This window comes from Proteus columbae (genome assembly GCF_002777965.1).
GTDB lineage: Bacteria > Pseudomonadota > Gammaproteobacteria > Enterobacterales > Enterobacteriaceae > Proteus > Proteus columbae.
This window is the reverse complement of record NZ_NGVR01000009.1, coordinates 200,463-226,210: the sequence shown is the minus strand read 5'-3', so window position 1 is coordinate 226,210 and position 25,748 is coordinate 200,463. Positions and strand designations below refer to the sequence as shown.

21 protein-coding genes and 1 CRISPR repeat array are annotated in these 25,748 nt (G+C 40.4%); of the genes, 5 read left to right on the top strand and 16 right to left on the bottom strand.

Annotated features, from left to right (window positions below; genetic code table 11):
- Positions 1-2: 2 nt before the first annotated feature.
- The 9 genes from nuoI to hexA all read right to left on the bottom strand — a co-directional run bounded on the left by nuoI (position 3) and on the right by hexA (position 10,967).
- On the bottom strand, positions 3-545 hold the full coding sequence (gene nuoI, locus CBE70_RS05135; RefSeq protein WP_006533299.1) for an NADH-quinone oxidoreductase subunit NuoI: 543 nt from the start codon (positions 543-545) through the stop codon (positions 3-5).
- Between the two features lie 14 nt (positions 546-559).
- Positions 560-1,537, bottom strand: a complete 978-nt coding sequence (gene nuoH, locus CBE70_RS05130; RefSeq protein WP_006533300.1) for an NADH-quinone oxidoreductase subunit NuoH — start codon at positions 1,535-1,537, stop codon at positions 560-562.
- The gene (gene nuoG / locus CBE70_RS05125; protein ID WP_100158481.1) at positions 1,537-4,269 is read right to left on the bottom strand and encodes an NADH-quinone oxidoreductase subunit NuoG; all 2,733 of its coding nucleotides are present in this window, start codon (positions 4,267-4,269) and stop codon (positions 1,537-1,539) included. Before nuoG ends, nuoH begins: the two co-directional genes overlap by 1 nt.
- Before the next feature lie 53 nt (positions 4,270-4,322).
- Complete coding sequence (nuoF, locus tag CBE70_RS05120) at positions 4,323-5,687, bottom strand: NADH-quinone oxidoreductase subunit NuoF (protein WP_023581728.1); 1,365 nt, start codon at positions 5,685-5,687, stop codon at positions 4,323-4,325.
- Positions 5,684-6,229, bottom strand: coding sequence for an NADH-quinone oxidoreductase subunit NuoE (gene nuoE, locus CBE70_RS05115; protein ID WP_006533305.1), 546 nt, complete (start codon positions 6,227-6,229; stop codon positions 5,684-5,686). The genes nuoF and nuoE overlap by 4 nt, the downstream gene beginning before the upstream one ends.
- Before the next feature lie 2 nt (positions 6,230-6,231).
- On the bottom strand, positions 6,232-8,028 hold the full coding sequence (gene nuoC / locus CBE70_RS05110; RefSeq protein ID WP_100158480.1) for an NADH-quinone oxidoreductase subunit C/D: 1,797 nt from the start codon (positions 8,026-8,028) through the stop codon (positions 6,232-6,234).
- Positions 8,029-8,104: 76 nt separating this feature from the next.
- Positions 8,105-8,779, bottom strand: a complete 675-nt coding sequence (locus CBE70_RS05105) for a NuoB/complex I 20 kDa subunit family protein (RefSeq protein ID WP_004243697.1) — start codon at positions 8,777-8,779, stop codon at positions 8,105-8,107.
- Positions 8,780-8,796: 17 nt separating this feature from the next.
- Positions 8,797-9,249 carry an NADH-quinone oxidoreductase subunit A gene (locus CBE70_RS05100; RefSeq protein ID WP_036912633.1) on the bottom strand — a complete coding sequence of 151 codons (453 nt, stop codon included), beginning with the start codon at positions 9,247-9,249 and terminating at the stop codon, positions 8,797-8,799.
- Positions 9,250-10,049: 800 nt separating this feature from the next.
- Entirely contained in the window at positions 10,050-10,967 is a 918-nt protein-coding gene (hexA, locus tag CBE70_RS05090) for a transcriptional regulator HexA (RefSeq protein ID WP_075670634.1), read from the bottom strand.
- Between the two features lie 860 nt (positions 10,968-11,827).
- On the opposite strand from hexA, the gene CBE70_RS05085 reads away from it, so the two are divergent.
- Complete coding sequence (locus CBE70_RS05085) at positions 11,828-13,042, top strand: pyridoxal phosphate-dependent aminotransferase (protein WP_100158515.1); 1,215 nt, start codon at positions 11,828-11,830, stop codon at positions 13,040-13,042.
- Positions 13,043-13,178: 136 nt separating this feature from the next.
- On the top strand, positions 13,179-13,760 hold the full coding sequence (gene yfbR, locus CBE70_RS05080; RefSeq protein ID WP_100158479.1) for a 5'-deoxynucleotidase: 582 nt from the start codon (positions 13,179-13,181) through the stop codon (positions 13,758-13,760).
- Positions 13,761-13,837: 77 nt separating this feature from the next.
- Here the strand turns inward: yfbR and CBE70_RS05075 are convergent, their stop codons facing one another.
- The 5 genes from CBE70_RS05075 to yfbV all read right to left on the bottom strand — a co-directional run bounded on the left by CBE70_RS05075 (position 13,838) and on the right by yfbV (position 18,551).
- Positions 13,838-14,626, bottom strand: a complete 789-nt coding sequence (locus CBE70_RS05075; protein WP_157925993.1) for a hypothetical protein — start codon at positions 14,624-14,626, stop codon at positions 13,838-13,840.
- A gap of 179 nt (positions 14,627-14,805) precedes the next feature.
- Entirely contained in the window at positions 14,806-16,635 is a 1,830-nt protein-coding gene (locus tag CBE70_RS05070) for an SLC13 family permease (protein WP_100158477.1), read from the bottom strand.
- A gap of 109 nt (positions 16,636-16,744) precedes the next feature.
- Positions 16,745-17,407, bottom strand: a complete 663-nt coding sequence (locus CBE70_RS05065; RefSeq protein WP_100158476.1) for a sugar phosphatase — start codon at positions 17,405-17,407, stop codon at positions 16,745-16,747.
- A gap of 54 nt (positions 17,408-17,461) precedes the next feature.
- Positions 17,462-17,956 carry a YfbU family protein gene (locus CBE70_RS05060; RefSeq protein WP_100158514.1) on the bottom strand — a complete coding sequence of 165 codons (495 nt, stop codon included), beginning with the start codon at positions 17,954-17,956 and terminating at the stop codon, positions 17,462-17,464.
- Between the two features lie 139 nt (positions 17,957-18,095).
- Positions 18,096-18,551: a terminus macrodomain insulation protein YfbV gene (gene yfbV, locus CBE70_RS05055; protein ID WP_069367978.1), complete on the bottom strand. Its 456-nt coding sequence runs from the start codon at positions 18,549-18,551 to the stop codon at positions 18,096-18,098.
- A gap of 392 nt (positions 18,552-18,943) precedes the next feature.
- Between yfbV and ackA the strand changes: the two genes are divergently transcribed.
- The 3 genes from ackA to CBE70_RS05040 all read left to right on the top strand — a co-directional run bounded on the left by ackA (position 18,944) and on the right by CBE70_RS05040 (position 22,909).
- Positions 18,944-20,146 carry an acetate kinase gene (gene ackA / locus CBE70_RS05050; protein WP_100158475.1) on the top strand — a complete coding sequence of 401 codons (1,203 nt, stop codon included), beginning with the start codon at positions 18,944-18,946 and terminating at the stop codon, positions 20,144-20,146.
- Positions 20,147-20,223: 77 nt separating this feature from the next.
- A complete protein-coding gene (pta, locus tag CBE70_RS05045) occupies positions 20,224-22,368 on the top strand; it encodes a phosphate acetyltransferase (protein ID WP_100158474.1) in 2,145 nt (714 codons plus the stop codon).
- Between the two features lie 397 nt (positions 22,369-22,765).
- Positions 22,766-22,909, top strand: a complete 144-nt coding sequence (locus tag CBE70_RS05040; RefSeq protein WP_100158473.1) for a Hok/Gef family protein — start codon at positions 22,766-22,768, stop codon at positions 22,907-22,909.
- Positions 22,910-22,981: 72 nt separating this feature from the next.
- Here CBE70_RS05040 and alr read toward each other — a convergent pair whose 3' ends face one another.
- Both alr and cas2e read right to left on the bottom strand, forming a co-directional pair.
- A complete protein-coding gene (alr, locus tag CBE70_RS05035) occupies positions 22,982-24,205 on the bottom strand; it encodes an alanine racemase (protein ID WP_100158472.1) in 1,224 nt (407 codons plus the stop codon).
- Positions 24,206-24,449: 244 nt separating this feature from the next.
- Positions 24,450-25,393: a CRISPR direct-repeat array (repeat unit 29 nt; unit sequence CGGTTTATCCCCGTGCATACGGGGAACAC).
- A gap of 58 nt (positions 25,394-25,451) precedes the next feature.
- Positions 25,452-25,748 carry a type I-E CRISPR-associated endoribonuclease Cas2e gene (gene cas2e / locus CBE70_RS05030; protein ID WP_100158471.1) on the bottom strand — a complete coding sequence of 99 codons (297 nt, stop codon included), beginning with the start codon at positions 25,746-25,748 and terminating at the stop codon, positions 25,452-25,454.

Here is a 25,748-nt window from a genome sequence, read left to right as displayed (position 1 = left end):
CCTTACGGTAACAGGCTTTTGACATCGATAGGTTTAGCTTCATCATCCGCATCACCTTTATCTTTGCCGTTAATCGCCATACCTGTTTTACGGTAAAAGTTATATTCAGGATATTTGCCTGGCCCTGAAATCAACAGATCGTCTTTTTCATAAACCAAATCCTGACGCTTAAACTCACCCATTTCAAAATCAGGCGTTAATTGTAACGCCGTTGTTGGGCAAGCTTCTTCACATAAACCGCAGAAAATACAGCGAGAAAAGTTGATACGGAAAAACTCCGGATACCAACGACCATCTTCATGTTCTGCTTTCTGTAATGAAATACAGCCAACTGGACAGACTGCTGCACACAAGTTACAAGCAACACAGCGTTCTTCACCGTCAGGATCGCGCGTCAATACAATTCGTCCACGATAACGTGGTGCAACATTGACAGGTTCTTCCGGGTACATCTGTGTTTCGCGTTTGGCGAAGGCATGTAAGCCAATCATCCAAATGCTTCGTACCTGGGTGCCGAAACCAGTCAATAACTCTTTTAAAGTCATGGTTCAATCACCCCTTATTGAGCGTTGTAAAGTATCACTGCAGCAGTGACCAGCAGATTGATAAGCGTTAACGGTAAGCAAATTTTCCAACCAAAAGACATCACTTGGTCGTAGCGCGGACGCGGTAACGATGCACGAATAAGGATAAACATCATCATGAAGAATCCAGTTTTCAGTGCGAACCAAATGAATGACGGTAAGAAAGGCCCTTGCCAACCACCGAAGAATAACGTCACGATAAGACCTGATACCGCAACAATACCGATATATTCACCCACAAAGAACAAACCGAATTTCATACCAGAATATTCAATGTGATAACCATCAGCCAGCTCTTGCTCTGCTTCTGGTTGGTCAAATGGGTGACGGTGACAAACAGCAACCCCAGCAATCGCAAACGTAATAAAGCCAAAGAATTGTGGGATGACATTCCACATATTTGCTTGTGAGTTTACGATGTCAGTCAGGTTAAAAGAGCCCGCTTGTGCAACAACACCTAAGATTGAAAGCCCTAAAAACACTTCATAACTTACAGTTTGTGCTGATGCACGCATTGCACCTAACAGTGAATATTTGTTGTTACTTGACCATCCTGCAAATAACACGGCATACACCGCAATACCTGCAACCATCAAGAAGAACAAAATACCGATGTTTAAGTCAGCAACAACCCATGTTGAGCTAACAGGTACAATTGCAAATGACAGCAGTAAAGATGAAAACGCAATCACTGGCGCAATGGTGAAGATAAAGCGGTCAGCAAATTTCGGGATCCAGTCCTCTTTAAAGAACATTTTGATCATATCCGCAATTAGCTGTGCTGAACCTGCATAACCTACACGGTTAGGCCCATAACGGTTTTGGAATAAACCCAGTAAACGGCGTTCCCCCATACTCATAAAAGCACCACAAGTGACCACGACAAGCAAGATCACGACGGCTTTTAAAACGGTGAGTAAAATCTCTGTAACTTCAGGAGATAACCAGCTCATTATGCAATACCCCGCAGTTGACGAACCGATACACCCACCAGCGATGGAGAAATACCCGCCATACCTAACGGCAAGCCAATTTGACCTTGAGTCAGGTGAGCACTGATTTTCACAGGTAAGGTGAATTCACGGCCTTCGTAAGTAAACATCGCTTGCTGACCTTGTGTTAACGCTAATGCTTGGGCATCAGATTCACTCAATGTTAAATAAGCGGTTTCCATACGAGATTGGATAACTTCAGCGCGTTGTGATAACTCTTCACTACCAAATAAACGGTAGCAAGGTGCGACAGTCCATTGATTTTTCTGTGCATTAAATGGCGCAGGAATATCAGTGAAGTAGCCAAGTGTATTATCACCACATTCGATTAAACGCACACCCGGATCGCCAAAGCGTAAGCTGCCACCCACTTCTGCTTGGAATTTATTCCATGCTTGAGGTGAGTTCCAACCCGGTGCCCATGCAAATGGAATTTGCTGACGAGGAGCTGTTGGGCTGTTATTACCTTCCATTGAGAATGCAAATGGGGTGTCGATATCTTTTGGTTGACGCTGTTCATGCACAGACACATTCGCCAACATAGAAGTACGACCACTATAACGATGTGGTTCACGAGCCAGTTTCTGCCCGCGAATACGGAATGATGCATTCGGAGCCGCATCAACAATGCCAGCAAACTGAGGAAGACTGGTTGCACAATGCTCAATAACATTGTCTAACTGTGTCCAATCCAGCGTTCTTTCATGCCATTGTGAATCAACAGCACTCAACCAACGCCAGCTTTCATGCATCACCACATCTTTGTTATAGAAAGAAGGTTCGAAAACTTGGAAGTAACGTTGTGCTCTGCCTTCTTGACTCACCATTGTTCCATCGCTTTCAGCGAATGAAGAAGCGGGAAGAACAAGATGTGCTTTCGCCATAATGTCTGTTTGCTGGTGGTCGATAACAATAACGTTATCTACTTTAGCAAGCGCATCATCAATCACGTCTGCATCATAATGGCGATATAAATCGTTTTCCATGACAACAACGGTATTAGCTTGACCACTGCGCATCATTTTTAATGCATCATCCAGTGGCTGTGCATTCATCATGGCAAGACCCATGCTGTTTGCATCATCAGCAACGAAAGAAAGCCCTACTTCATTACCTTTTGCTTTTAATGCAAAAGCAATGTTAGCGGCTGCTTTGATAACGTCTTCGCTACCTGCATGGCTACCACTGATAATTAATGGTTTTTTCGCTTGAGAAAGTGCTTGAACAACCATTTCGATATGTTTATTTAGCGCTTCATCAATGCCATCAACAGCAGGTGCATCACCGTTAATGTTATTAGCAATCGCAAAGCCTAAACGCGCTTGATCGACAACTGGTGCGCGATAACTCCACGCAGCAACATCATCAAGGCGAGTTTCATCAACATGAGTGACAAACAGCGGATATTTTGCACGTTGCCCAATGTTCATAATCGCAGCAATTTGCCAGTCAGCCACTTTTTGAGCTGCTGCCATTTCACGCGCTTTACCTTTCACGGCCTGACGTACAGACAATGCCATACGAGCACCTGTTTGTGTTAAATCTTCACCTAACACTAAAACAGCATCGTAATTTTCAATTTCACGCAGAGATGGGGTATGAACACCACCTTTTTGTAAAATATCTAACATTAAAGTCAGTCGTTTTTGCTCTGATGCAGAAATACCACTATAGAAGTTTTCAGCGCCAACAACTTCACGTAATGCGAAGTTACTTTCAATGCTTGCACGCGGGGAACCAATACCCACGATACGCTGACTTTTCTTCAGCATATCCGCAGCTGCTTGAGTCGCTTGAACAGCGTTAATTTCTAACCAGTTACTGCCTAAACGTTTTTTAGGCTGACGAGGTCTGCTTGCTAAATTCACATAGCCATAGCCAAAACGACCACGGTCACAAAGGAAATAGCGGTTTACAGTTCCGTTATAACGGTTTTCAATACGACGTAATTCACCATAGCGTTCACCCGGGCTTGTGTTACAACCCATGCTACAACCTTGGCAAATACTTGGTGCAAACTGCATATCCCACTTACGGTTATAACGTGATGAGTGAGTTTTGTCAGTAAATACACCTGTCGGACAAATTTCGACCAAGTTACCCGAGAATTCGCTCTCTAATGTGCCATCTTCAACGCGACCAAAAAACACGTTGTTATGTGCACCAAAGACGCCGAGATCAGTACCATCAGCATAATCTTTGTAGTAACGAACACAGCGGTAACAAGCAATACAACGGTTCATTTCATGAGAAATAAACGGCCCCAGATCTTGGTTTCTATGTGTACGCTTAGTAAAGCGATAGCGACGCATAGTGTGACCTGTCATTACCGTCATATCTTGAAGGTGGCAGTTACCCCCTTCTTCACAAACTGGACAGTCATGAGGATGGTTTGTCATATACCATTCAACAACGCTTTCGCGGAATTTTTTCGCTTCTTCGTCATCGATAGAGATAAACGTGCCATCAGTCGCAGGTGTCATACAAGACATCACTAAACGACCGCGGGTATCCTCAGCATTTTGATACTGCTTAACCGCACACTGGCGGCAAGCGCCAACGCTTCCCAGCGCTGGATGCCAGCAAAAATAAGGAATATCTAAGCCTAAATTAAGACAGGCTTCTAACAGGTTATCAGCCCCGTTAACTTCATATTCTTTGCCGTCTACATGAATCGTAGCCATAGTCAGCATGCTTCCCAAAGGCCTGCACAGCAGGCGTTAAACCTAGAATGTGTCGTGAAAAATTACCAGCGGCTTTTCAGCAAGTTAGGCTGAATACCTCTGATCAAGTTGGCATTGGTATAATCTTCTTGAATAATGCCAGCCTCAAATTCTTCACGGAAATATTTAATGGCGCTTTGTAAAGGTTCTACTGCACCCGGTGCATGAGCACAGAATGTGTGTCCCGGACTTAAAGAACGACATAAATGTTCAAGGGTTTCGATATCACCAGGACGACCTTTACCGTTTTCTATCGCACGTAAGATTTCGACACTCCATGGCAAGCCATCACGACAAGGTGTACACCAGCCACAAGATTCACGAGCAAAGAACTCTTCTAAGTTACGGGTTAATGAAACCATATTAATTTCATTATCTACCGCCATCGCAAGTGCTGTACCTAAACGGCTACCTGCTTTTGCAATCGTGCCAAAATCCATTGGGAGATCGAGGTGATCTTCTGTTAAGAAGTCAGTACCTGCACCACCCGGTTGCCATGCTTTCAGCTTAAGACCATCACGCATACCGCCTGCGTAATCTTCGAGGATCTCACGCGCTGTTGTACCAAATGGTAATTCCCATAAGCCCGGATATTTCACGCGACCTGAGAATCCCATTAATTTAGTACCCGCATCTGGGCTTTTGCCTTCACTTAAGCCGATATACCAATCTTTGCCGTGTTCAATAATCGCCGGCACATTACACAGTGTTTCAACGTTATTGACACAAGTTGGTTTACCCCATGCACCTGATGTTGCAGGGAATGGAGGTTTAGAGCGCGGGTTAGCACGACGACCTTCTAATGAGTTGATTAATGCAGTCTCTTCACCACAGATGTAACGACCTGCACCTGTGTGAACAAACAGTTCAAAATCAATACCTGAACCAAAGATATTTTTCCCCAGAAAGCCTGCTGCTTTTGCTTCTTCAATAGCATGGCGCAGATTCTTAGCCGCTTCGATATATTCGCCACGAAGGAAAATATAACCACGGTAAGCTTTTAATGCGTGAGCACCGATAATCATCCCTTCAATTAACAGATGTGGGAGTTCTTCCATTAAGAGACGGTCTTTATAAGTCCCTGGCTCCATTTCATCCGCGTTACAAAGGATGTAACGGATATTCATGCTTTCATCTTTTGGCATCAGGCTCCATTTCAAGCCTGTTGAGAATCCAGCACCACCACGACCTTTTAGGCCAGCATCTTTAACTTCAGTGGTCACCTCAGTTGGTGACATACCTTTTAATGCTTTTTCTGCCGCTTTATAACCGTTTGTAGCACGGTATTCATCCAACCATACAGGCTGACGATCATCACGTAAGCGCCACGTTAGCGGGTGCGTTTCTGCGCTACGAATAATCGGTTTTGCTCCTGAAATTGCTGTCATGGATACTGCTCCAGTAACGTTTCAATCTCTTCAGGTTTAACAAAGCTGTGAGTATCGTCATCTACCATCATAGTAGGACCTTTATCACAATTACCTAAACAGCAGGTTGGCAGTAACGTAAAGCGACCATCTGGTGTAGTTTGACCAGGAATGATATTAAGGTGCTTTTCAATCGCTGCCTGAATGCCTTGATAACCTGTAATATGACAAACCACGCTGTCACAAAAACGAATGATGTGACGGCCAACGGGTTGACGGAAAATTTGGCTATAGAACGTAGCAACGCCTTCAACATCGCTTGCAGGGATCCCAAGAACATCCGCAATCGCATAAATCGCGCCGTCTTCAACCCAACCGCGGTTCTTTTGCACAATTTTCAGTGCTTCAATAGAGGCTGCGCGAGGATCTTCGTAATGATGTTTTTCTTGTTCAATTTCAGCACGTTCTTCTTCAGTTAAAACAAACGTTGCTTTCTTTGAATGCGTTACATCAACGATTTCGATCTGCACTGCATCATCTTTTTGGTTTAATTCATTTTGCATGATTAACGATCCACATCCGACATTACAAAATCAATACTTCCCAGATACACAATCAAGTCAGAAACCAAGCTACCGCGGATAACCGCTGGGATTTGTTGCAAGTGAGCAAAACTTGGCGTACGAATACGCGTACGGTAGCTCATTGTGCTGCCATCACTGGTTAAATAATAGCTATTGATCCCTTTAGTGGCTTCAACCATCTGGAATGATTCATTAGCAGGCATAACTGGGCCCCATGAAACCTGTAAGAAGTGGTTAATCATAGTTTCGATATGCTGTAATGTACGCTCTTTTGGTGGAGGCGTTGTCAGTGGATGGTCTGCTTTAAATGGCCCTTCTGGCATATTTTTATAGCACTGTTCCAGAATACGTAAGCTTTGGCGTAGTTCTTCTACTTTCAGCATTACGCGGTCATAACAGTCACCATTACTTGCAACAGGGATTTCGAATTCAAAGTTTTCATAACCTGAATATGGTCGCCATTTACGAACGTCAAACTCAACGCCTGTTGCACGAAGACCAGCACCTGTCACACCCCAATCTAATGCTTCTTTAGTATTATATGAGGCAACGCCAATAGTACGACCTTTCAAAATACTGTTTTGCAGTGCTGCTTTTACGTAAGAATCTAGACGTTTTGGCATCCAGTCTAAGAATTCACGTAATAAGCGTTCCCAACCGCGAGGTAAGTCGTGAGCAACACCACCGATACGGAACCATGCAGGGTGCATACGGAATCCGGTAATCGCTTCAACGATGTTGTAAACTTTTTGGCGGTCAGTAAAGGCAAAGAACACCGGTGTCATCGCACCAACGTCTTGGATAAAGGTACTGATATACAGTAAGTGGCTATTAATACGAAATAGCTCAGACAGCATGACACGAATGACTTTAACGCGTTCAGGCACTTCAATACCGGCAAGTTTTTCCACTGCAAGTACATAAGGCATTTCGTTAACGCATCCGCCGAGGTATTCGATTCGGTCTGTGTATGGGATATAGCTGTGCCAAGATTGGCGCTCTCCCATTTTTTCAGCACCACGGTGGTGATAACCCACATCAGGCACACAGTCGACGATTTCCTCGCCATCAAGCTGAAGAATAATACGGAATGCACCGTGAGATGATGGATGGTTAGGACCGAGGTTTAAGAACATAAAGTCCTCATTCTCAGTACCGCGTTTCATCCCCCACTCTTCAGGTTTGAATGTCAGCGATTCCATTTCCAGATCCTGTTTCTGCTTTGTCAGCACATAAGGATCGAACTCTGTCGCACGAGCAGGATAGTCTTTACGCAGTGGATGTCCTTCCCAATCAGGAAGCATCATAATACGGCGTAAATTTGGATGCCCATTAAAGACAATCCCAAACATATCCCAGACTTCACGCTCATACCAATTCGAGTTAGGAAAGATAGATGTGATAGTCGGAACATTAAGATCATTTTCACTTAATGCGACTTTCAGCATGATATCTTTATTACGATCGATTGATATCAGATGATAGAAAACAGAAAAGTCTGCTGCTGGCAAGCCTTGACGATGCGTACGAAGACGCTCATCAAAACCATGCATATCAAACAGCATGACATAAGGTTTTGGTAAAGATTTGAGGTATAGCATTACCTCAATAAGTTGTTCCCGTTTTACCCAAACAACTGGCATGCCAGTACGAGTAGGCTGGAACGTAAACGCATCTGGCCCAAATTTCTGACGCAGTTCATTAACGACCTGATCATCAATATGATCGGTCGTTTCCCACGCTGGCCGAGCGCCTTTTTGCGCTATCTGATCGGTCATTTCTATTCACCACAACTTTGATCAGGGTTACTATGATCGCAACACATTGCTCTGGTTACGTCTTAGGCAAAAGCCTTTAAATTTCGTCAGGAGTACGCAGGTTTTTCACTGCAATACGTTCACCGTGTTTTCTTTCTCGTTCTGATTGCATATTGGCACGGTAAACGCCTTGGTCGCCGACAACCCATGATAATGGGCGACGTTCTTTACCAATGGACTCTTGTAATAACATTAGTGCTTGCATGTAAGCTTCAGGGCGTGGAGGACATCCAGGAATATACACATCAACCGGGATGAACTTATCAACACCTTGCACTACTGAATAGATGTCGTACATACCACCAGAGTTTGCACATGCCCCCATAGAGATAACCCATTTAGGCTCTAACATCTGATCGTATAAACGTTGAATAACGGGTGCCATCTTAGTAAAGCAAGTACCCGCAACCACCATAAAGTCAGCTTGACGAGGTGATGCACGTAATACTTCTGAACCAAAACGAGCCACGTCATGCACCGCCGTAAATGACGTCACCATTTCAACGTAACAACAGGAAAGACCAAAGTTATATGGCCATAAAGAGTTCTTCCGTCCCCAGTTCACAACATCGTGCAACGCATGTTCCAGTTTTCCCATATACACGCTGCGATGAACGTGAGCATCTAATGGGTCGCTGACGATTTCCTGTGATTGCAGGGGATAACGGTCATTCTCACCGTTCGGATCTATGCGGGTGAGCGTATAATCCATTTCTAATGCCTCGCTTATTACTGCTGCGGATGTTTGCCGCTGGTTAATCGAACATGGCTTTTACTCGCGGTTTCACGACGAGAGCGAACAGGCGTCCAATCTAATGCGCCTATACGAACCAAATAGAATAATCCAGCTAATAAAATAGCGATGAAGACTGACGCTTCAATAAAGCCTAACCAGCCAACTTCACGAACGGAAACAGCCCAGGCATAAAGAAACAGTGCTTCAACATCGAAAATAACGAAAAACATGGCAACTAAATAGAATTTAGCTGACATGCGCAGACGAGCGCTGCCAACAGAATCAAGACCAGATTCATAAGGAACATGCTTTGCCCTTGCCTGTGCGCGTCCGCCTAAATAGCGGGCACCCAACAACATGAGCGAACATAACCCCAATGCGCCTATGAGGAAGACAGCAAATGCCCAATGATGGGCGATAACTTCGGTGGTTGTAGACATACTCATTGCTTACTCATCAAAGGTGGTGTCAATTAACCAACTCTTATCCGGCGGTTTACACCACATTTCTAATTACGAAAAAAAAGGCGAATTAAACAGACTTGCTAATTAAAGAAATAATAACAGTCTATTTATACCTTTCTTCTTTTTTGGAAAACTTTGCGACAAATCACTCAGTTTTCCATCGCGATTTAACAAATTTAACACTCATTTTTAACACTCAATTACTGGCTAATGCTAAAACGTGTCAGTCAACCGACAAACTTTATGCTAACACGCTTAGTCTAACCGATAATTCGATTTTACTACACCAGTATCTCAGGAAAAACCTGACTCAACACAGGCAAATGTGCCTTATTTTCTTGATCAAACTCACAAAATAGTCGAAAAAATACTTAATCAGTTTAAAATTTATCCAAATTTTAACAAATTAACTTTCTAATATTGTGGAGGAGGTCAAATATCCGCTTAGATTTACTTTTTTATTCTCTTAAAACCTAGACAATCTTTTTATTTGTTAACAAATCCTACAAGTGATTAACCAAGGGGGAAGGTAAACATTTTTTTAACAAGCAATTAAGGTAGTTATGGAATGAAATGTCACAAAGATAAATACATAAAACAACATAATTATTAACATAGTGTTACTATTTCAAAAAATGGCAATAAAAAAACGGAAATAAATGCACTTCATTGCATCTATTCCCGTTTATCATTATTCATCACTATCCAGTTTTATTTGACTCTTTTTTAATCTTTAATTTTTGTGTTTTAACGCTAAAAAATTCACACAATTATTAATGTGATTATTCAAGTTCAGTAGAGCTAATATCTTCAGGTGCAGTGACGGTATAAGGTGTTTTCTTGTTTTCAATCGCATTGAATACAGTTAACACCGCTTCATTTTGTTCATCAGAGTTACGATACAACCAATATTGTGTTTCAGGTAAACGAGGTAATCCTTCGCTTTCGCCTAAAATACGTAAATCGGCATTTTGCATTTCAAGTGGACGTGCAGTAATACCCACTTCTGCATTAACTGCGGCACGAACAGCAGATAAAGAAGCTGCTTCATAGGCAATACGCCATTGAATTCCAGCGTCATCTAACGTGTTTATCGCTAATTGACGGAATGGGTTCGTTTCATCCATTACAACTAAAGGAATAGGTTCATTCATTTGTAATTGGAAATCTGGCGCACAATGCCATAGCACTGGTGCAGTACGTAACGCTGTGCGTGGGTGATGACCAATACGTGCTGTTGTTAATGCTAAATCAATTTCATGATTATCTAGCATTGTCTCAATATATTGAGAACGCTTAATGCGTACATCAACAGCTAAACGTGGATACACCGATGCGATACGGTTTAATAAAAACGGTAATAAAGTATCCACAGAGTCATCAGAAGCACCAATACGTAGCTCCCCTTCTGCATCGCTATACGTTAATGATGCCGTTGCATCATCATTCGCACGCAGAATTTGACGTGCATAACCTAACAGTTGTAGACCATGCTCTGTTAAAAGTTTATTACGACCATGACGGGCGAAAAGCTCTCTACCCACCAATTGCTCTAAACGTTGCATCTGCTGACTCACAGCAGATTGGGTTCGACAGACAGCAGCAGCAGCGGCTGCAAAAGTGTTCAAATCTGCTACAGCTACAAACGTTCTAAGCAGATCGAGGTCGAGATTCATTATCGGACGATTTGCATTAATCATTGTTTATTCTTCACTTATTTTTGATTTTTAAATTACATATACCTGGTGTTTTATATCAAAAGTCTAAAAAAGACTTCCGATTCAGACAGTACTCTACTCTGAAAAGGAGAGCAAAGACATACCGAATACTTTACATTTGTTTCTTATCGTTTACACCTCCTAGATAGAAAGGAATTGCATCTTTTTGTAACAAATTAAATTTTATTATCATTTCAAGCATTCACAAGAAAGAACTGTATACCGTCATCACAAGTTAGACTTAGATCATACTATATTGCTTTCTCATTCATAAATTTTAACATTTTGAAAATAATTTAAATTATCTTAACTATGCATTCGAATTTAAGTATCTTCCCCTATAAACTAAATTTAAGATTTAAATTTAATTTATACTTAAACTAATTGATTGCTATAGAATAAAATAGATTTAACCATATTATTTGAAAATTTAATATATTAAGTCAGATAATACAAATCCGATAAAATTATTCAATAATTGATTATGCAACATCTCGTATACCTATCTATCACATCAACTTATTTCTAATCACCACACTAAAAAGCCCCTATTCAATAGAATAATAATCCAGATTATTTATTAAAACTGAAACATAAACCCATCATAACTAATACAATCAGTCATCAAAATAACATTCTAAGAATAAACTGACCTTTTACACCAAAAATTACCTAGCATCTTCAAAAGTTTGTAACGTAAGAGTAGAGTGATAGAACAGTTATTTGCTGGGACAGCCTTTTCATTTGTATCTTTCTATATGAATAGCAATCGGCGATAAATGTCGCTAAGTCGCCATGATCACAATAAAGATACGAGTCAGACCCTATTAGGTAAACGCGCTATGAATCAGATTAAAAAATCAAACAAACTCGAACATGTCTGTTACGACATTAGAGGTCCGGTTTTGCAAGAAGCAAAACGTCTGGAAGAAGAAGGTAACAAAGTTTTAAAACTCAATATTGGTAACCCGGCACCTTTTGGCTTTGAAGCACCTGATGAAATTTTAGTAGATGTGATCCGCAATCTACCAAGTTCTCAGGGTTATAGTGACTCCAAAGGTCTGTTTTCTGCGCGTAAAGCTATCATGCAGCATTATCAAGCTCGTGATATGCGAGATATCACTGTTGAAGACATTTATATTGGTAATGGTGTTTCTGAGTTAATCGTACAAGCAATGCAAGCCTTATTGAATAATGGCGATGAAATGCTAGTACCTGCACCTGATTACCCATTATGGACAGCGGCAGTTTCTCTTTCAGGAGGAAATGCTGTTCACTATATGTGTGATGAGCAACAAGGTTGGTTCCCTGATTTAGATGATATCCGCAGTAAAATTACAAAAAATACCCGCGGTATTGTTATTATCAACCCAAATAACCCAACAGGTGCGGTATATAGCAAAGATATTCTGATGGAAATCGTTGAAATAGCACGTCAACATGACCTGATTATCTTCGCTGACGAGATCTACGATAAAATCCTCTATGATGATGCAGAGCATCACTCTATTGCCGCGATGGCACCGGATTTATTAACCGTAACATTTAATGGTTTATCAAAAACCTACCGTGTTGCAGGTTTCCGTCAAGGTTGGATGGTATTAAACGGCCCTAAAAAACATGCTAAAAGCTATATTGAAGGCTTAAATATGTTAGCGTCTATGCGTTTATGCGCTAACGTTCCTATGCAACATGCCATTCAAACTGCATTAGGGGGTTATCAAAGTATTAGTGAATTTATCCTGCCCGGTGGTCGCTTATATGAGCAACGCAATCGTGCTTGGGAACTGATTAACCAAATTCCAGGTGTTTCTTGCGTTAAGCCAATGGGTGCTCTTTATATGTTCCCTAAAATTGACTTAAATCGCTACAGTATCAAAGACGATCAGAAAATGATCCTCGATTTATTGTTGCAAGAAAAAGTGCTATTAGTACAAGGAACGGCATTTAACTGGCCACACCCAGACCATTTCCGTATTGTGACTCTTCCGCGTGAAGATGATTTAGATATGGCAATTCAAAAATTTGGTCGCTTTATTGTGGGTTATCATCAATAAGATTGCCCATACATAAAATAAAACGCAATATATCAATACGTTATATTGCGTTTTTTTATTTTCTTTTCTATTGCCGTTTACATCTACCTATTATCCACTCACAATAATATCTTCAATCACGCAATAGGGAGATATTATGAGTTACTTTTTTGCCCACCTTTCTCGTTTAAAACTCATTACTCGCTGGCCATTAATGCGTAATATTCGCCAAGAAAATGTGTCGGAACACAGTTTACAAGTGGCTTTTGTTGCCCATGCCTTAGCCGTGATTAAAAATCGTAAATTTGATGGCAATGTCAATGCCGAACGAATTGCATTACAAGCGATGTATCATGATGCCAGCGAAGTGATCACCGGTGATATGCCAACCCCCATTAAATATCACAATCCGCAAATTGCCCATGAATATAAAAAAATAGAAAAATATGCACAGCAAAAATTGATTGAAATGTTACCAGAAGAATTACAAGACGATTTTCGCCCTCTTATTGATGAACAATTACATAGTGAAGAAGAAACCTTTATTGTTAAGCAAGCTGATAGCTTATGCGCTTATTTAAAATGTCTTGAAGAGTTAGCAGCAGGCAATAGCGAATTTAATTTAGCGAAAAATCGATTAGAAAAAACATTAGCGGAAAGACAGAGTCCTGAGATGGACTATTTTATAAAGGTATTTGTACCAGGATTTAGTTTATCGCTTGATGAGATTAGTGAGTAAGCAATATTATTCTATATAAGATGAGAGTATACCAATTGACTCTCATCTTACATAAAAAGCTGAAATAATTTTACACTCTAAGAAATATCTTTATTTACTATAGAATTATGTAAGTTACTTAAGCCATAAAAGATAATCTTAGCATCATTGTCTTGCTGATTTCGCAGTATATTTATTTTTTTTGACATTCCAAATATATCTTTAAATCTTTCAAACCTGTTCATTTTTTTTATTTCAGAATCATTACGTGCTAAATATTTTTTTAATTCTCTTTCTTTTTCTTCAGTTGATATTTTTTTATCATCAATAAGATTTTTAATAGGAGAAAAATTACTACTATTTAAATCATATCTTTTACTCAATTTGTTATATGCACCATCTTTTCTATATAAAGAATTATCTTCACTCTTTTGACTACCTTTTCCTATATTATCTAACTCACCTTTCATTTGGCTATTTATCGCTTCACTATCTTTTTTTTCATTTGATGAAACAGCCATTTTCTCATCATTTATTTTTGGAATTTCAACCTTTATTGCTCTGTTAATATTCTGTAATTTACTCTGTCCACTAGCAGCTAGTTTATCTGAATTAAGTGCTAAAAAACTGGCGATAAATTTTTCTGAAAACTCAATATTATCATTTTTAAAGTTTGATATATTGGTAATACTACTCTCCAAATTTTTATTACCTAATTTCATCATATAGATTTCAATATTTGGTTTTACTATTATCGGTAGTGATATAAAAATATTTTTATTATCTATATTTGAAATATTACCCTTAAGAGTACTTTTATTACTTCCACCTTCATTCATATTAATTTTAGCATCAATTACAGATGATATATTTGATTCTATTTTCATTTTAAACATTCCTAAATTATCTATTGGATATAGATTACTCCTTTATACGTTTCAATATTTCAAAAAACACACACTCATAGATATGGCGCATACATCAAATAAAAAACCATCAGCCAATAAATAAAAAACGCTGTTTATTTATTAATAAACAGCGTTTTATCAAACAAAAGCATTAATACTTAAAATGGAAATAATAGCGGGATCAGGAAGACACTAATCAGCATTACAATTATCGTAAATGGCACACCAATCTTAATAAAGTCAGCAAACTTATATCCTCCCGGTTCAAGAATAAGCGTATTAACGGGCGATGAAACCGGTGTCATAAAGGCTGCGGATGCAGCAACACCAATCACCATTGCAAATGGTAATGGAGAAACATTCATTTGATTCGCAGCCGCTATAGCAATCGGTGCCATCAGTACCGCTGTTGCCGTATTCGAGATAAACAACCCAATTGATGCACAAAGTATAAATAAACAGACCAACATCACTTGAGGACCTGCACTACCCGCAACATCCATTAAGCCATTGACTATAAGCTCTATACCACCTGTTTTTTGTAATGCTGCTGCAAAAGGCATCATACCGACAATTAAAATAATGCTTGGCCAGTGAATAGAGCGATAAGCACTTTCCATATCAATACAACGGAATTTACCCATTAATAAACAGGCAATAAGTGCTGCAATAAAGTTAGGTACTTCATTCGTCACCATTAATGCCACCATTAATGCTAACGAAAACAATGCATGAGGTGCTTGAGATGAAGCAGGAGCAACAGTTTCAATTTCTGCGGCTAAATTTAACACGATAAAATTACGCGGTTTAGTGGATAAGATGCGAATAAGTTTCCAATCACCAATCACCAATAGCACATCACCAAGGCGTAATGGCTCATCAACAATTTTACCCGGTAAGGCACTTCCTTCACGACGAATAGCCACAACGTTTAGGCCATAACGAGTACGAAATTTAATTTCTCTTAATGATTTACCTAATAATTCAGAATCAGGGTTCATTGATACTTCAGCAAGCCCCACATCACGAGATTGTTCAGAAAAATATTCGCCTCGCAATACCATTGGCTCTAACATCTGTTCACGGCAAAACTCACGTAAATCAACATCACTGGCTGACATATCAACTAATAAAACATCACGCTCTCTTAATTCAGTACCACCGGTTGCGCTAACCATCACACGCCGAAACCGCCTCCAGCGTTCAATACCGACAACGTTTGCACCATAACGCGAACGTAAGTGTAATTCATCAAGTGAATGACCTACCAGTGGAGAACCTTTACGAATTGCTAAACGACGAGCACGCCCTGCTAACTGATAATCACGAATAAGATCACGGAAAGTACGACGATAAGCTTCTTTTTGCTTACCATTATCGTTATTTCCTAACCACCTGCGTACCACCAGCATATAGAGAATACCTGCAAATAATACGGCGATACCAATAGGTGTAATGGAGAAAAACTGAAAACTTGGTAAACCTTCTCTGACTAATTCACTGTTAACAACCATATTAGGTGGTGTTGCCACTAAGGTCATTAATCCACTAATAAGTCCCGCAAAACCTAACGGCATCATTAAACGACCTGGCGATGTTTTCATTCGAGCGGCAACACTCAATACAACAGGAATAAAGATGGCAACAACACCTGTTGAACTCATGAAAGCACCTAAACTTGCAACGCATATCATTAATAGCACAAGCATTTTAACTTCACTGCTACCCGCGACACGAACTAGCCAGTCACCCATTTGATAAGCCACACCTGTTCTCACTAACCCTTCACCAATAACAAAAAGGGCAGCAATAAGTAATACGTTAGGATCGCTAAATCCTACCGTGGCTTCATTTAATGAGAGTGTACCGCTGAGAACAAATGCGATGATGACAAGTAAAGCGACCACATCCATGCGGATTTTGTTGGTCGTAAAAAGGACAATAGCTATCAATAGCAGGCTTAAAACCCATAATAATTCGCTATTCAAAATGGCCTCGATCAGCAATAAGTGAAAACAGTTTAAGACATCAATTCACTACATTGATAAGTAGACCATTTTTACAACAATAAGTCTTTTAATATGATCAAAGAAAAGACTACCTTTTGTGCGTTATTATCACTTTTTCAGCTTGCTTCTCGATTTGAATATCATTTAATGAATCAATAATTAAATGAATCTCATTACGGCGAGGGAGAGAAAGAGGTGCATGAACGGCAACGACTTGGCATCCCGCATCTAAACCAGAGTAGATACCCGCAGCTGCATCTTCAAAAACCACACAATCTTGTGGTAATAAACCCAATTTTTTGGCACCTAAAAGATAAGGTTCAGGATTAGGTTTACCTTTACTAATACATTCCGCTGTAACCCAATGCTTAGGCTCAGGGATCCCAGTGACAGATTGGCGCGTTGAGGCAATAGGAACAGTGCCTGACGTGACAATCGCCCACGGAATATTTAAGTCATTAAGGCGATTAATCAACTCAATAGCACCCGGAAGCGGTGCTAAGCCTTCTGTTTGTGTTGACTCTAATTTTTCTAGCCAACGAAAAGTTTCCGTTATCTCTTGTTCAGTTGCATTAGGCATAAAATGGCGAATCGATTCAATTGCGGGCTTTCCGTGGATGTAGTCATTAATCTCTTGTGTTGAAACACCCACGCGCTCACCAAATAGCGCCCAACAATGTTCAACAACTGGTAATGAATCAACTAATGTTCCATCGAGATCAAACAGAAAACCTTTACATGTGATTGCCATATTTTATGCCTACCTTTAACCTTACAGTGGTGCATCAACTATTATGCACTGCGATTACGCATTAAGTATTTGCTGAATTTCAACGGTGCTAAGGTGATATTGACGAGGGCAAGCTAACCAAACATTAAGCATTCTTTGGTATTTTTCCCACATTGGTGTTTGAGAGTTAAAACCATGACTGCCACTATCGAAATGCGTGTAACGCCCTTCTGTATTCACCATAAAACGCACATAGCTAAGATAGCGGGATTCTGTCGCCGCATCAAAGCCTATAAATGCGACACGACGAGCATCTGGCATCTCTTGTTCTTTTAAGTTATCTCGAGAAACTTGCAGTGCATGGTACATTTCCATGACGTTAATAATGGTACGGCAAGTCTCTTCTGACATTTCATCGAAGTCACGGTCAAGTTCACGTAACTGTAATCCATAACCGCGTTCAATAATTGTCTGATAGCGACGATAACGTTCAGCGTTATCAGGATCCATCATAGTCATCATTTTATACTGATTAGAGAGGATCAAGCGTTGTGCGTGTGTCATTTCCATCATTAATTCTCCAAAGAAATCATTGAAATGATCATGACATTAATCAAAAGTATTGAGTAGCACTAACTACGCGTTTTTTGATCTCAACGGGGTAATTCAAATGACAATCATGACAAACGAAGAAGGTAGAACAAATGTTCTACACATCATCAAGAAAAGAACGATCAAGTTGCTTAAAAGCACGTTTTAATAAATGGGCTAAAGAAAGGTAAGTTGGCGTTTGCTCAACAGGTGCTAAAGCAATACCTGCTTCTTCAAATTTCTCACGAATTTCATAAAACCAGCGTAATAACGTAGCAGGAAGTGGTGTTGCCGCACGTTTACCTAACCACCATAATCCTTGCATTGGCAAGCTACAAGCAAAGAGCGCTGTTGTAATTGCTGGCCCCAAATTGCCGCCTAGTGCGATTTGCCATGTCATTGTAAAAATGGCGATAGGTGGCATATAGCGAATACCAAAGCGAGTGGCTTTGACAATACGATTTTCAGGGAAAACAGGCGCTAACTGCTTCTCAACCGGCCAGGTTTTTAAATACTCGTTACCCAAACGAAGCTTCTTAAAAAAGCCGGGGGGAGTCACTGTCGGTTCGCTCATAATGACCTCAATCAATTTCTTCTGTAACTTTTAAAAAATATCTATAAAGAATAAAAATCTTTTAGTAGAATTAAGTATATTTTGTCTTTGTTGCCTTTACTCTGTATCCTGTGCCCATTCTAAAGGTTTGTGGCAATAAAGCGCTATATTTTGTTTGCCGGCGTGATTTTCAACCCTTTTCGCCGATTTTAACGCGAAAAGCTAATGGGTGAATAAAAATCGTCCAATTAATGATTGGCAACTATAATTAGCATCAAGTTTTTTACTTTAAGCATGATGCGCGTCATTAATGTCATCATAGGAATGCGATAGGCTTTTATGATTGACGTTTTATTAACCACCGTCTTTATAATATAAAAGACACTACGACAACAAGATAAATAGGTAATTCCATGTCAAGTAAGCTGGTGCTGGTACTGAACTGCGGTAGTTCTTCTCTTAAATTTGCAATTATCAACCCAGAAAATGGTGAAGAATTCCTGTCAGGTTTGGCTGAATGCTTCAACCTTCCTGAAGCCCGCCTGAAGTGGAAAATGGATGGCCAGAAACACGAAGCTGCGTTAGGCGCAGGTGCTGCTCATAGCGAAGCATTAAACTTCATCGTAAATACTATTCTGGCTCAAAAACCAGAACTTTCTGCACAAATCGCGTCTATTGGTCACCGTATTGTTCATGGTGGCGAGAAATTCACTAAATCTGTCGTGATCACTGACGAAGTTATCAAAGGTATTGAAGCAGCTATCCCATTTGCACCATTGCATAACCCAGCTCACCTTATTGGTATTGAAGAAGCTCGTAAAGCATTCCCTCATTTAATTGAAAAAATGGTTGCTGTTTTTGACACGGCTTTCCATCAAACAATGCCAGAAGAAGCTTATTTGTATGCTCTGCCATACAGCTTATATAAAGATCACAGCATCCGTCGTTACGGTGCTCACGGAACTAGCCATTTCTACGTTTCTCGTGAAGCCGCTAAAATGTTAAACAAACCTGTTGATGAACTGAACGTAATCACTTGCCACTTAGGTAATGGTGGTTCTGTTTCTGCTGTTGTTAACGGTAAATGTGTTGATACTTCTATGGGCCTGACTCCATTAGAAGGTTTAGTAATGGGTACTCGTAGTGGTGATATCGATCCTGCTATCGTGTTCCATTTACACGACACTTTAGGTATGAGCGTTGATGACATCAACAAACTGCTGACTAAAGAATCTGGTCTGTTAGGTTTAACAGAAGTCACTAGTGACTGCCGTTATGTTGAAGATAACTACGACACTAAAGCAGATGCTAAACGTGCAATGGACGTTTACTGCCATCGTTTAGCGAAATACATCGGTTCTTACTGTGCACTGATGGAAGGTCGTTTAGATGCTATTATCTTTACTGGTGGTATCGGTGAAAACGCAGCAATGGTACGTGAATTATCTCTGAAAAAACTGGCTCTGTTAGGTTTTGAAGTTGATCATCAACGTAACTTAGATGCACGTTTCGGTAAATCAGGCACTATCACTACCGATAACAGCCGTCTTGCTGTTGTTATTCCAACTAACGAAGAGTTAGTCATCGCTCAGGACGCAAGTCGCCTGACCGCTTAAGTTCTTTGATGTACTGCCAGTGTAATACTGGCAGTACTGTTTTACATAACGAGCAACCGATATTTAAAGAGGTTTCCGTGTCCCGTACAATTATGCTAGTCCCAACTGATACACGCGTAGGTTTAACCAGCGTCAGCTTGGGTGTTATCCGTTCTATGGAACAAAAAGGCGTTAGCCTTAGCGTGTTCAAACCAATTGCACAACCTCGTGTAAAAGGCGCTTTAGATCAGACAACTGCGATTATCCGCTCTCACTCCACTATTCAATCATCAGAACCTTTAAACATGGATTATGTTGAGTCTCTACTCAGCTCAAACCAAAAAGATGTTTTGATGGAAGAAATTGTTGCTAGATACCATGAAAACACCGCTGATGCAGAAGTTATTCTCATCGAAGGTCTGGTACCTATGCGTAAGCACCCTTTTGCACAATCATTAAACTATGAAATTGCAAAAACATTAGGTGCTGAAATTGTTTTCGTTACTGCATTAGGTAACAACACTGTTGAACAGCTAAAAGAGCGTATCGAATTTGCGCGTGCTGAATTCGGCGGTGTAAAAAACCAAAATATCACAGGCGTTATTGTTAACAAACTAAATGCACCTGTTGATGATCAAGGCCGTACTCGCCCTGACTTATCTGAAATCTTTGATGATTCAAGTAAAGCGATTATCTCTAATGTCGATTTAAAAACCATCGAAAAAAATAGCCCACTGCCTTTACTGGGTTGCATTCCATGGAACTTCGATTTAATCGCCACTCGTGCAACAGATATGGCAAAACACTTAAATGCGACTATCGTCAATAAAGGCGATATTGAAACCCGTCGTATTAAGTCTGTTACTTTCTGTGCCCGTAGTATTCCACACATGTTAGAGCATTTCCGTCCTGGTTCACTTTTAGTGACTTCAGCGGATCGCCCTGATGTATTAGTTTCAGCATGCCTTGCAGCAATGAATGGCGTTGAAATTGGTGCAATTCTACTAACAGGTGGTTACCAAATCGATGCACCAATCAAACAACTTTGTGAACGTGCATTCGAAACTGGCTTACCAATCTTTATGGTTAATGCGAACACTTGGCAGACCTCTTTAAATCTGCAAAGCTTTAGCTTAGAAGTTCCTGCTGATGACCATGAACGTATTGAAAAAATTCAGAACTACGTTGCTCAACATATCAATACACAATGGATTGATTCACTGACCGCTAACTCTGAACGCCCTAACCGTTTATCACCACCAGCATTCCGTTATCAATTAACAGAATTAGCGCGTAAAGCGAAAAAACGTATCGTTTTACCTGAAGGTGATGAACCACGTACTGTTAAAGCAGCAGCAATTTGTGCTGAACGTGGTATCGCAACTTGCGTATTGTTAGGCGACCCAGAAGAAATTCGTCGCGTAGCAACTGCACAAGGTGTTGAATTAGGCACTGGTATTGAGTTAGTCAATCCTAAAGAAGTACGTGAAATCTATGTACCTCGCTTAGTTGAGCTGCGTAAAAGCAAAGGTATGACAGAAGTTGTTGCTCGTGAACAGTTAGAAGATAACGTGGTTCTAGGCACATTAATGCTGGAAAAAAGCGAAGTGGATGGCCTAGTTTCTGGCGCTGTTCATACAACCGCAAACACTATTCGCCCACCACTACAGTTAATCAAAACTGCACCAGGTAGCTCATTAGTGTCTTCTGTGTTCTTTATGCTGTTACCTGAACAAGTTTATGTTTATGGTGACTGTGCAATTAACCCAGATCCAACAGCAGAACAACTGGCTGAAATCGCAATTCAATCTGCAGATTCTGCAATTGCATTCGGTATCGACCCACGCGTTGCGATGATCTCTTACTCTACTGGTAACTCTGGTGCGGGTAGTGACGTAGAAAAAGTACGTGAAGCAACACGTTTAGCACAAGAAAAACGCCCTGATCTGATGATTGATGGTCCTTTACAATACGACGCGGCTGTTATGGCTGACGTTGCTAAATCTAAAGCACCAAATTCACCAGTTGCAGGTAAAGCGACAGTGTTTATCTTCCCTGATCTGAACACCGGTAACACCACTTATAAAGCGGTACAACGTTCAGCTGACTTGGTTTCAATCGGACCAATGTTACAAGGTATGCGTAAACCTGTGAATGACCTTTCTCGTGGTGCATTAGTGGACGATATCGTCTACACCGTTGCGTTAACAGCAATTCAAGCAAGCCAACAAGAAAACGCATAATTATTGAAGTTCGCTTCAAATAAAAAACGCCAGATGATTGATTTCATCTGGCGTTTTTTTATTCAACAGATTTTTAATTTACTAAAATTCGAAGCAGTGTCAACATCGATTCTGTCTCTTTTATAAAGGAGAGTCAAGAAAAATCCCGCATATAAACCCCAACACAAACAAAACTAACGCATTGATTTTAATCGTTTATTTATATTGTTTTTATTCGAAAAAGATAGAAATGAGGTGGGTTTCTGTTAGTATGCAGGTGGGTGCTTGGATCATTTTGGTTCAAGCATTTGCGAGCGCCAAAAAGACGAAAGCCCCGAATTTTACTTTACTAAAATCCGAGGCAGTCTCAAACCACACAACTTGATTCTGTCTCCTTTATAAAGGAGTGTCAAGAGAAATGGCTAAATTTGCCCTGATGGGGCTGATTGCTGTCTGTGTGACAGCACTGTGTTTATCATTACTTAAACATGAAAGATTATGCTCTTTCAATATTCGTAGTGGTCATACAGTAGTTCAAGCGACTTTATCTTGCGATAAATAGCTTTGTGGGGGAACTTTCCCCCACAATTTCTCAAACAGGTTGTTGTGTTTTGTGGTTACCAAGCACCCTACTTTAATCCACTAATACCCGTTGATTAGTCGCACCCCATAAAATCGACATTTCTGTAAACAGTGCGCCACTAATATCTTCAACTTCTTCTGCCGTAATTTCGCTATTACCTTGCTTACCAAAGAATACAACTTCATCCCCTGAGTTGATATTTTTAAGATCTGTAATATCAACAATCACCGTATTCATTGACGTTTTACCTAAAACAGGTACACGTTGACCACCAATTAAAGCATGCCCTGCATTACTAAAAACTCGACGATAGCCATCTGCATAGCCGACAGGAATATTAGCTAATACCGAGTCACGTTTTAGTGTGTAAGTACGGTCATAACCAACAGTGTTACCTTTAGGATAATAATTGATTGAAGCAATATTCGATTTAAACGTCATTACACGTTTGTAATCTGTACTTGCGATAGTATCGCCATAGAAAATTCCACCTACACGCACCATATCTAGCCATGATTCAGGTACGGTAATTGTCGCAAACGTATTTGCCATATGCAGAGTGACATCTTTACGATTTAGCCCAGTAACATCCAATACCTTTTGGGATTGCTGTTTAAAACGAGCAAGATCTTCTCTTACTTTATCAGCATCTTCTTCAGGATAATGAGACATAATACCAACCACTTTAAGGTTAGCTAATTGAGCAATTTGCTTCGCCTCTTCAAGCCCTGCATTGTTATTCACTTCTAATCCATTACGAGACATTCCACCTGAATTTAAGGCTAAATGAATAGGGATCACTCTATTTTGTTGTTTAGCAATGGCATCTAACTTTTTAGCCATATATAAATTACCAATCAATTCTTCCACATTATAGCTTGTTGCCTGAGCCATTTCTTGCTCTGTGGCATTACGTACACGCATTAAACGGCCTTGGAATCCTAAGTCACGAACTTCTTTTAGCTCTTGGTTATTCGTTACACCAATACATTGCACCTTATTTTCAATCATAACAGGCGCAACTAATGATAAATCATGACCATATGCATCGCCTTTTAAAACAGCGCAAAGAGAGGATTTATCACCTAAAAGTGACTGGACTTTTTTCACATTGAAATCGAGCGCACTACGTGAGATTTCAATCCATGAGTTATTCACGATTGCAGGTTGAACCTGAGTCGTTTGAGTCGCTGGTGGATTGTGATTAATCGGTTGTTGGCAAGCAGTGATAACAAAAAGTGGTAACAATGCAAGATATCGAATACCAAAAGACATCTTCTTTTTCCTTAGTGATTATGATGTTAAACCTATTTTTATAATTAATTAGGTACGAAAATATACACAATATGAATATTCACTCAGGATAATAGCATTAGTATTCATAAAATAAACATATAAATTCACATATTTTTATTGATATAGCAAAAAAACCACCCAAAGCAGGTGCCAACACTCTTTTTAGATAAAATTTGAAAAACTCTCACTGGTAGCGTTTTTGTTTAATAGTTTACAGTGGATCGATTTTATCCCCGTGCATACGGGGAACACGAATTGGCATTACATTTAGCTGGAATTGATTTCGGTTTATCCCCGTGCATACGGGGAACACGCAAAATGGCAAACCGTAACTTTGTTCGCGGTAGGTTTATCCCCGTGCATACGGGGAACACGAGTGGTTAGTTTGTCGTTGGGTATTCCGTGGCGGTTTATCCCCGTGCATACGGGGAACACGCAAAATGGCAAACCGTAACTTTGTTCGCGGTAGGTTTATCCCCGTGCATACGGGGAACACGATAGAATCACTCCCATCATTGAAGTAAAGGACGGTTTATCCCCGTGCATACGGGGAACACGGGTAGGCGATAGCTAGCTTGGGGTATGTTAACGGTTTATCCCCGTGCATACGGGGAACACACAAAATCAACTAAATCATATAGATAATTTGTCGGTTTATCCCCGTGCATACGGGGAACACAATGGTTTGGTGAATACAAAGAACTCCCTCCGCGGTTTATCCCCGTGCATACGGGGAACACACAAAATGCTACACCAAAGTGAGCAGGGTATACGGTTTATCCCCGTGCATACGGGGAACACCTTTATATTCTATTTTAATATGACTAAGAGGACGGTTTATCCCCGTGCATACGGGGAACACTCTATCGAAGTTAAAAAATACGTATCTGTATACGGTTTATCCCCGTGCATACGGGGAACACGCGCGCCATTTATAAATAGTGCGAGGATGAACCGGTTTATCCCCGTGCATACGGGGAACACGAGTGGTTAGTTTGTCGTTGGGTATTCCGTGGCGGTTTATCCCCGTGCATACGGGGAACACGAGTGGTTAGTTTGTCGTTGGGTATTCCGTGGCGGTTTATCCCCGTGCATACGGGGAACACGAGTGGTTAGTTTGTCGTTGGGTATTCCGTGGCGGTTTATCCCCGTGCATACGGGGAACACTCTAAATATATTTAATTGATTTGATTAAACAAAAAAATATATTTATTTCTACCAACTATTATTCTTCCTCTTCTAATGGTTTAAATAACACTAATCTTAAACCATCAAAGTCAATCGGCTCACGGCGATTTTCTCCATAAGTTTGAAAATCAAAACCTGATTCAGTATTTGTTCCCCATGCCATAACAACATTGCCATCTTCTGCTAATACATTGATTTGTTCCCAAATCATGTCTCTTATTCGTGCAGAGACATTACCTATATAAACACCAGCCCTAACTTCTAATAGCCATACCGCTAATCGACCTCTTAATCGAGGTGGTACAGATTCAGTAACAACGACAATCATACTCAT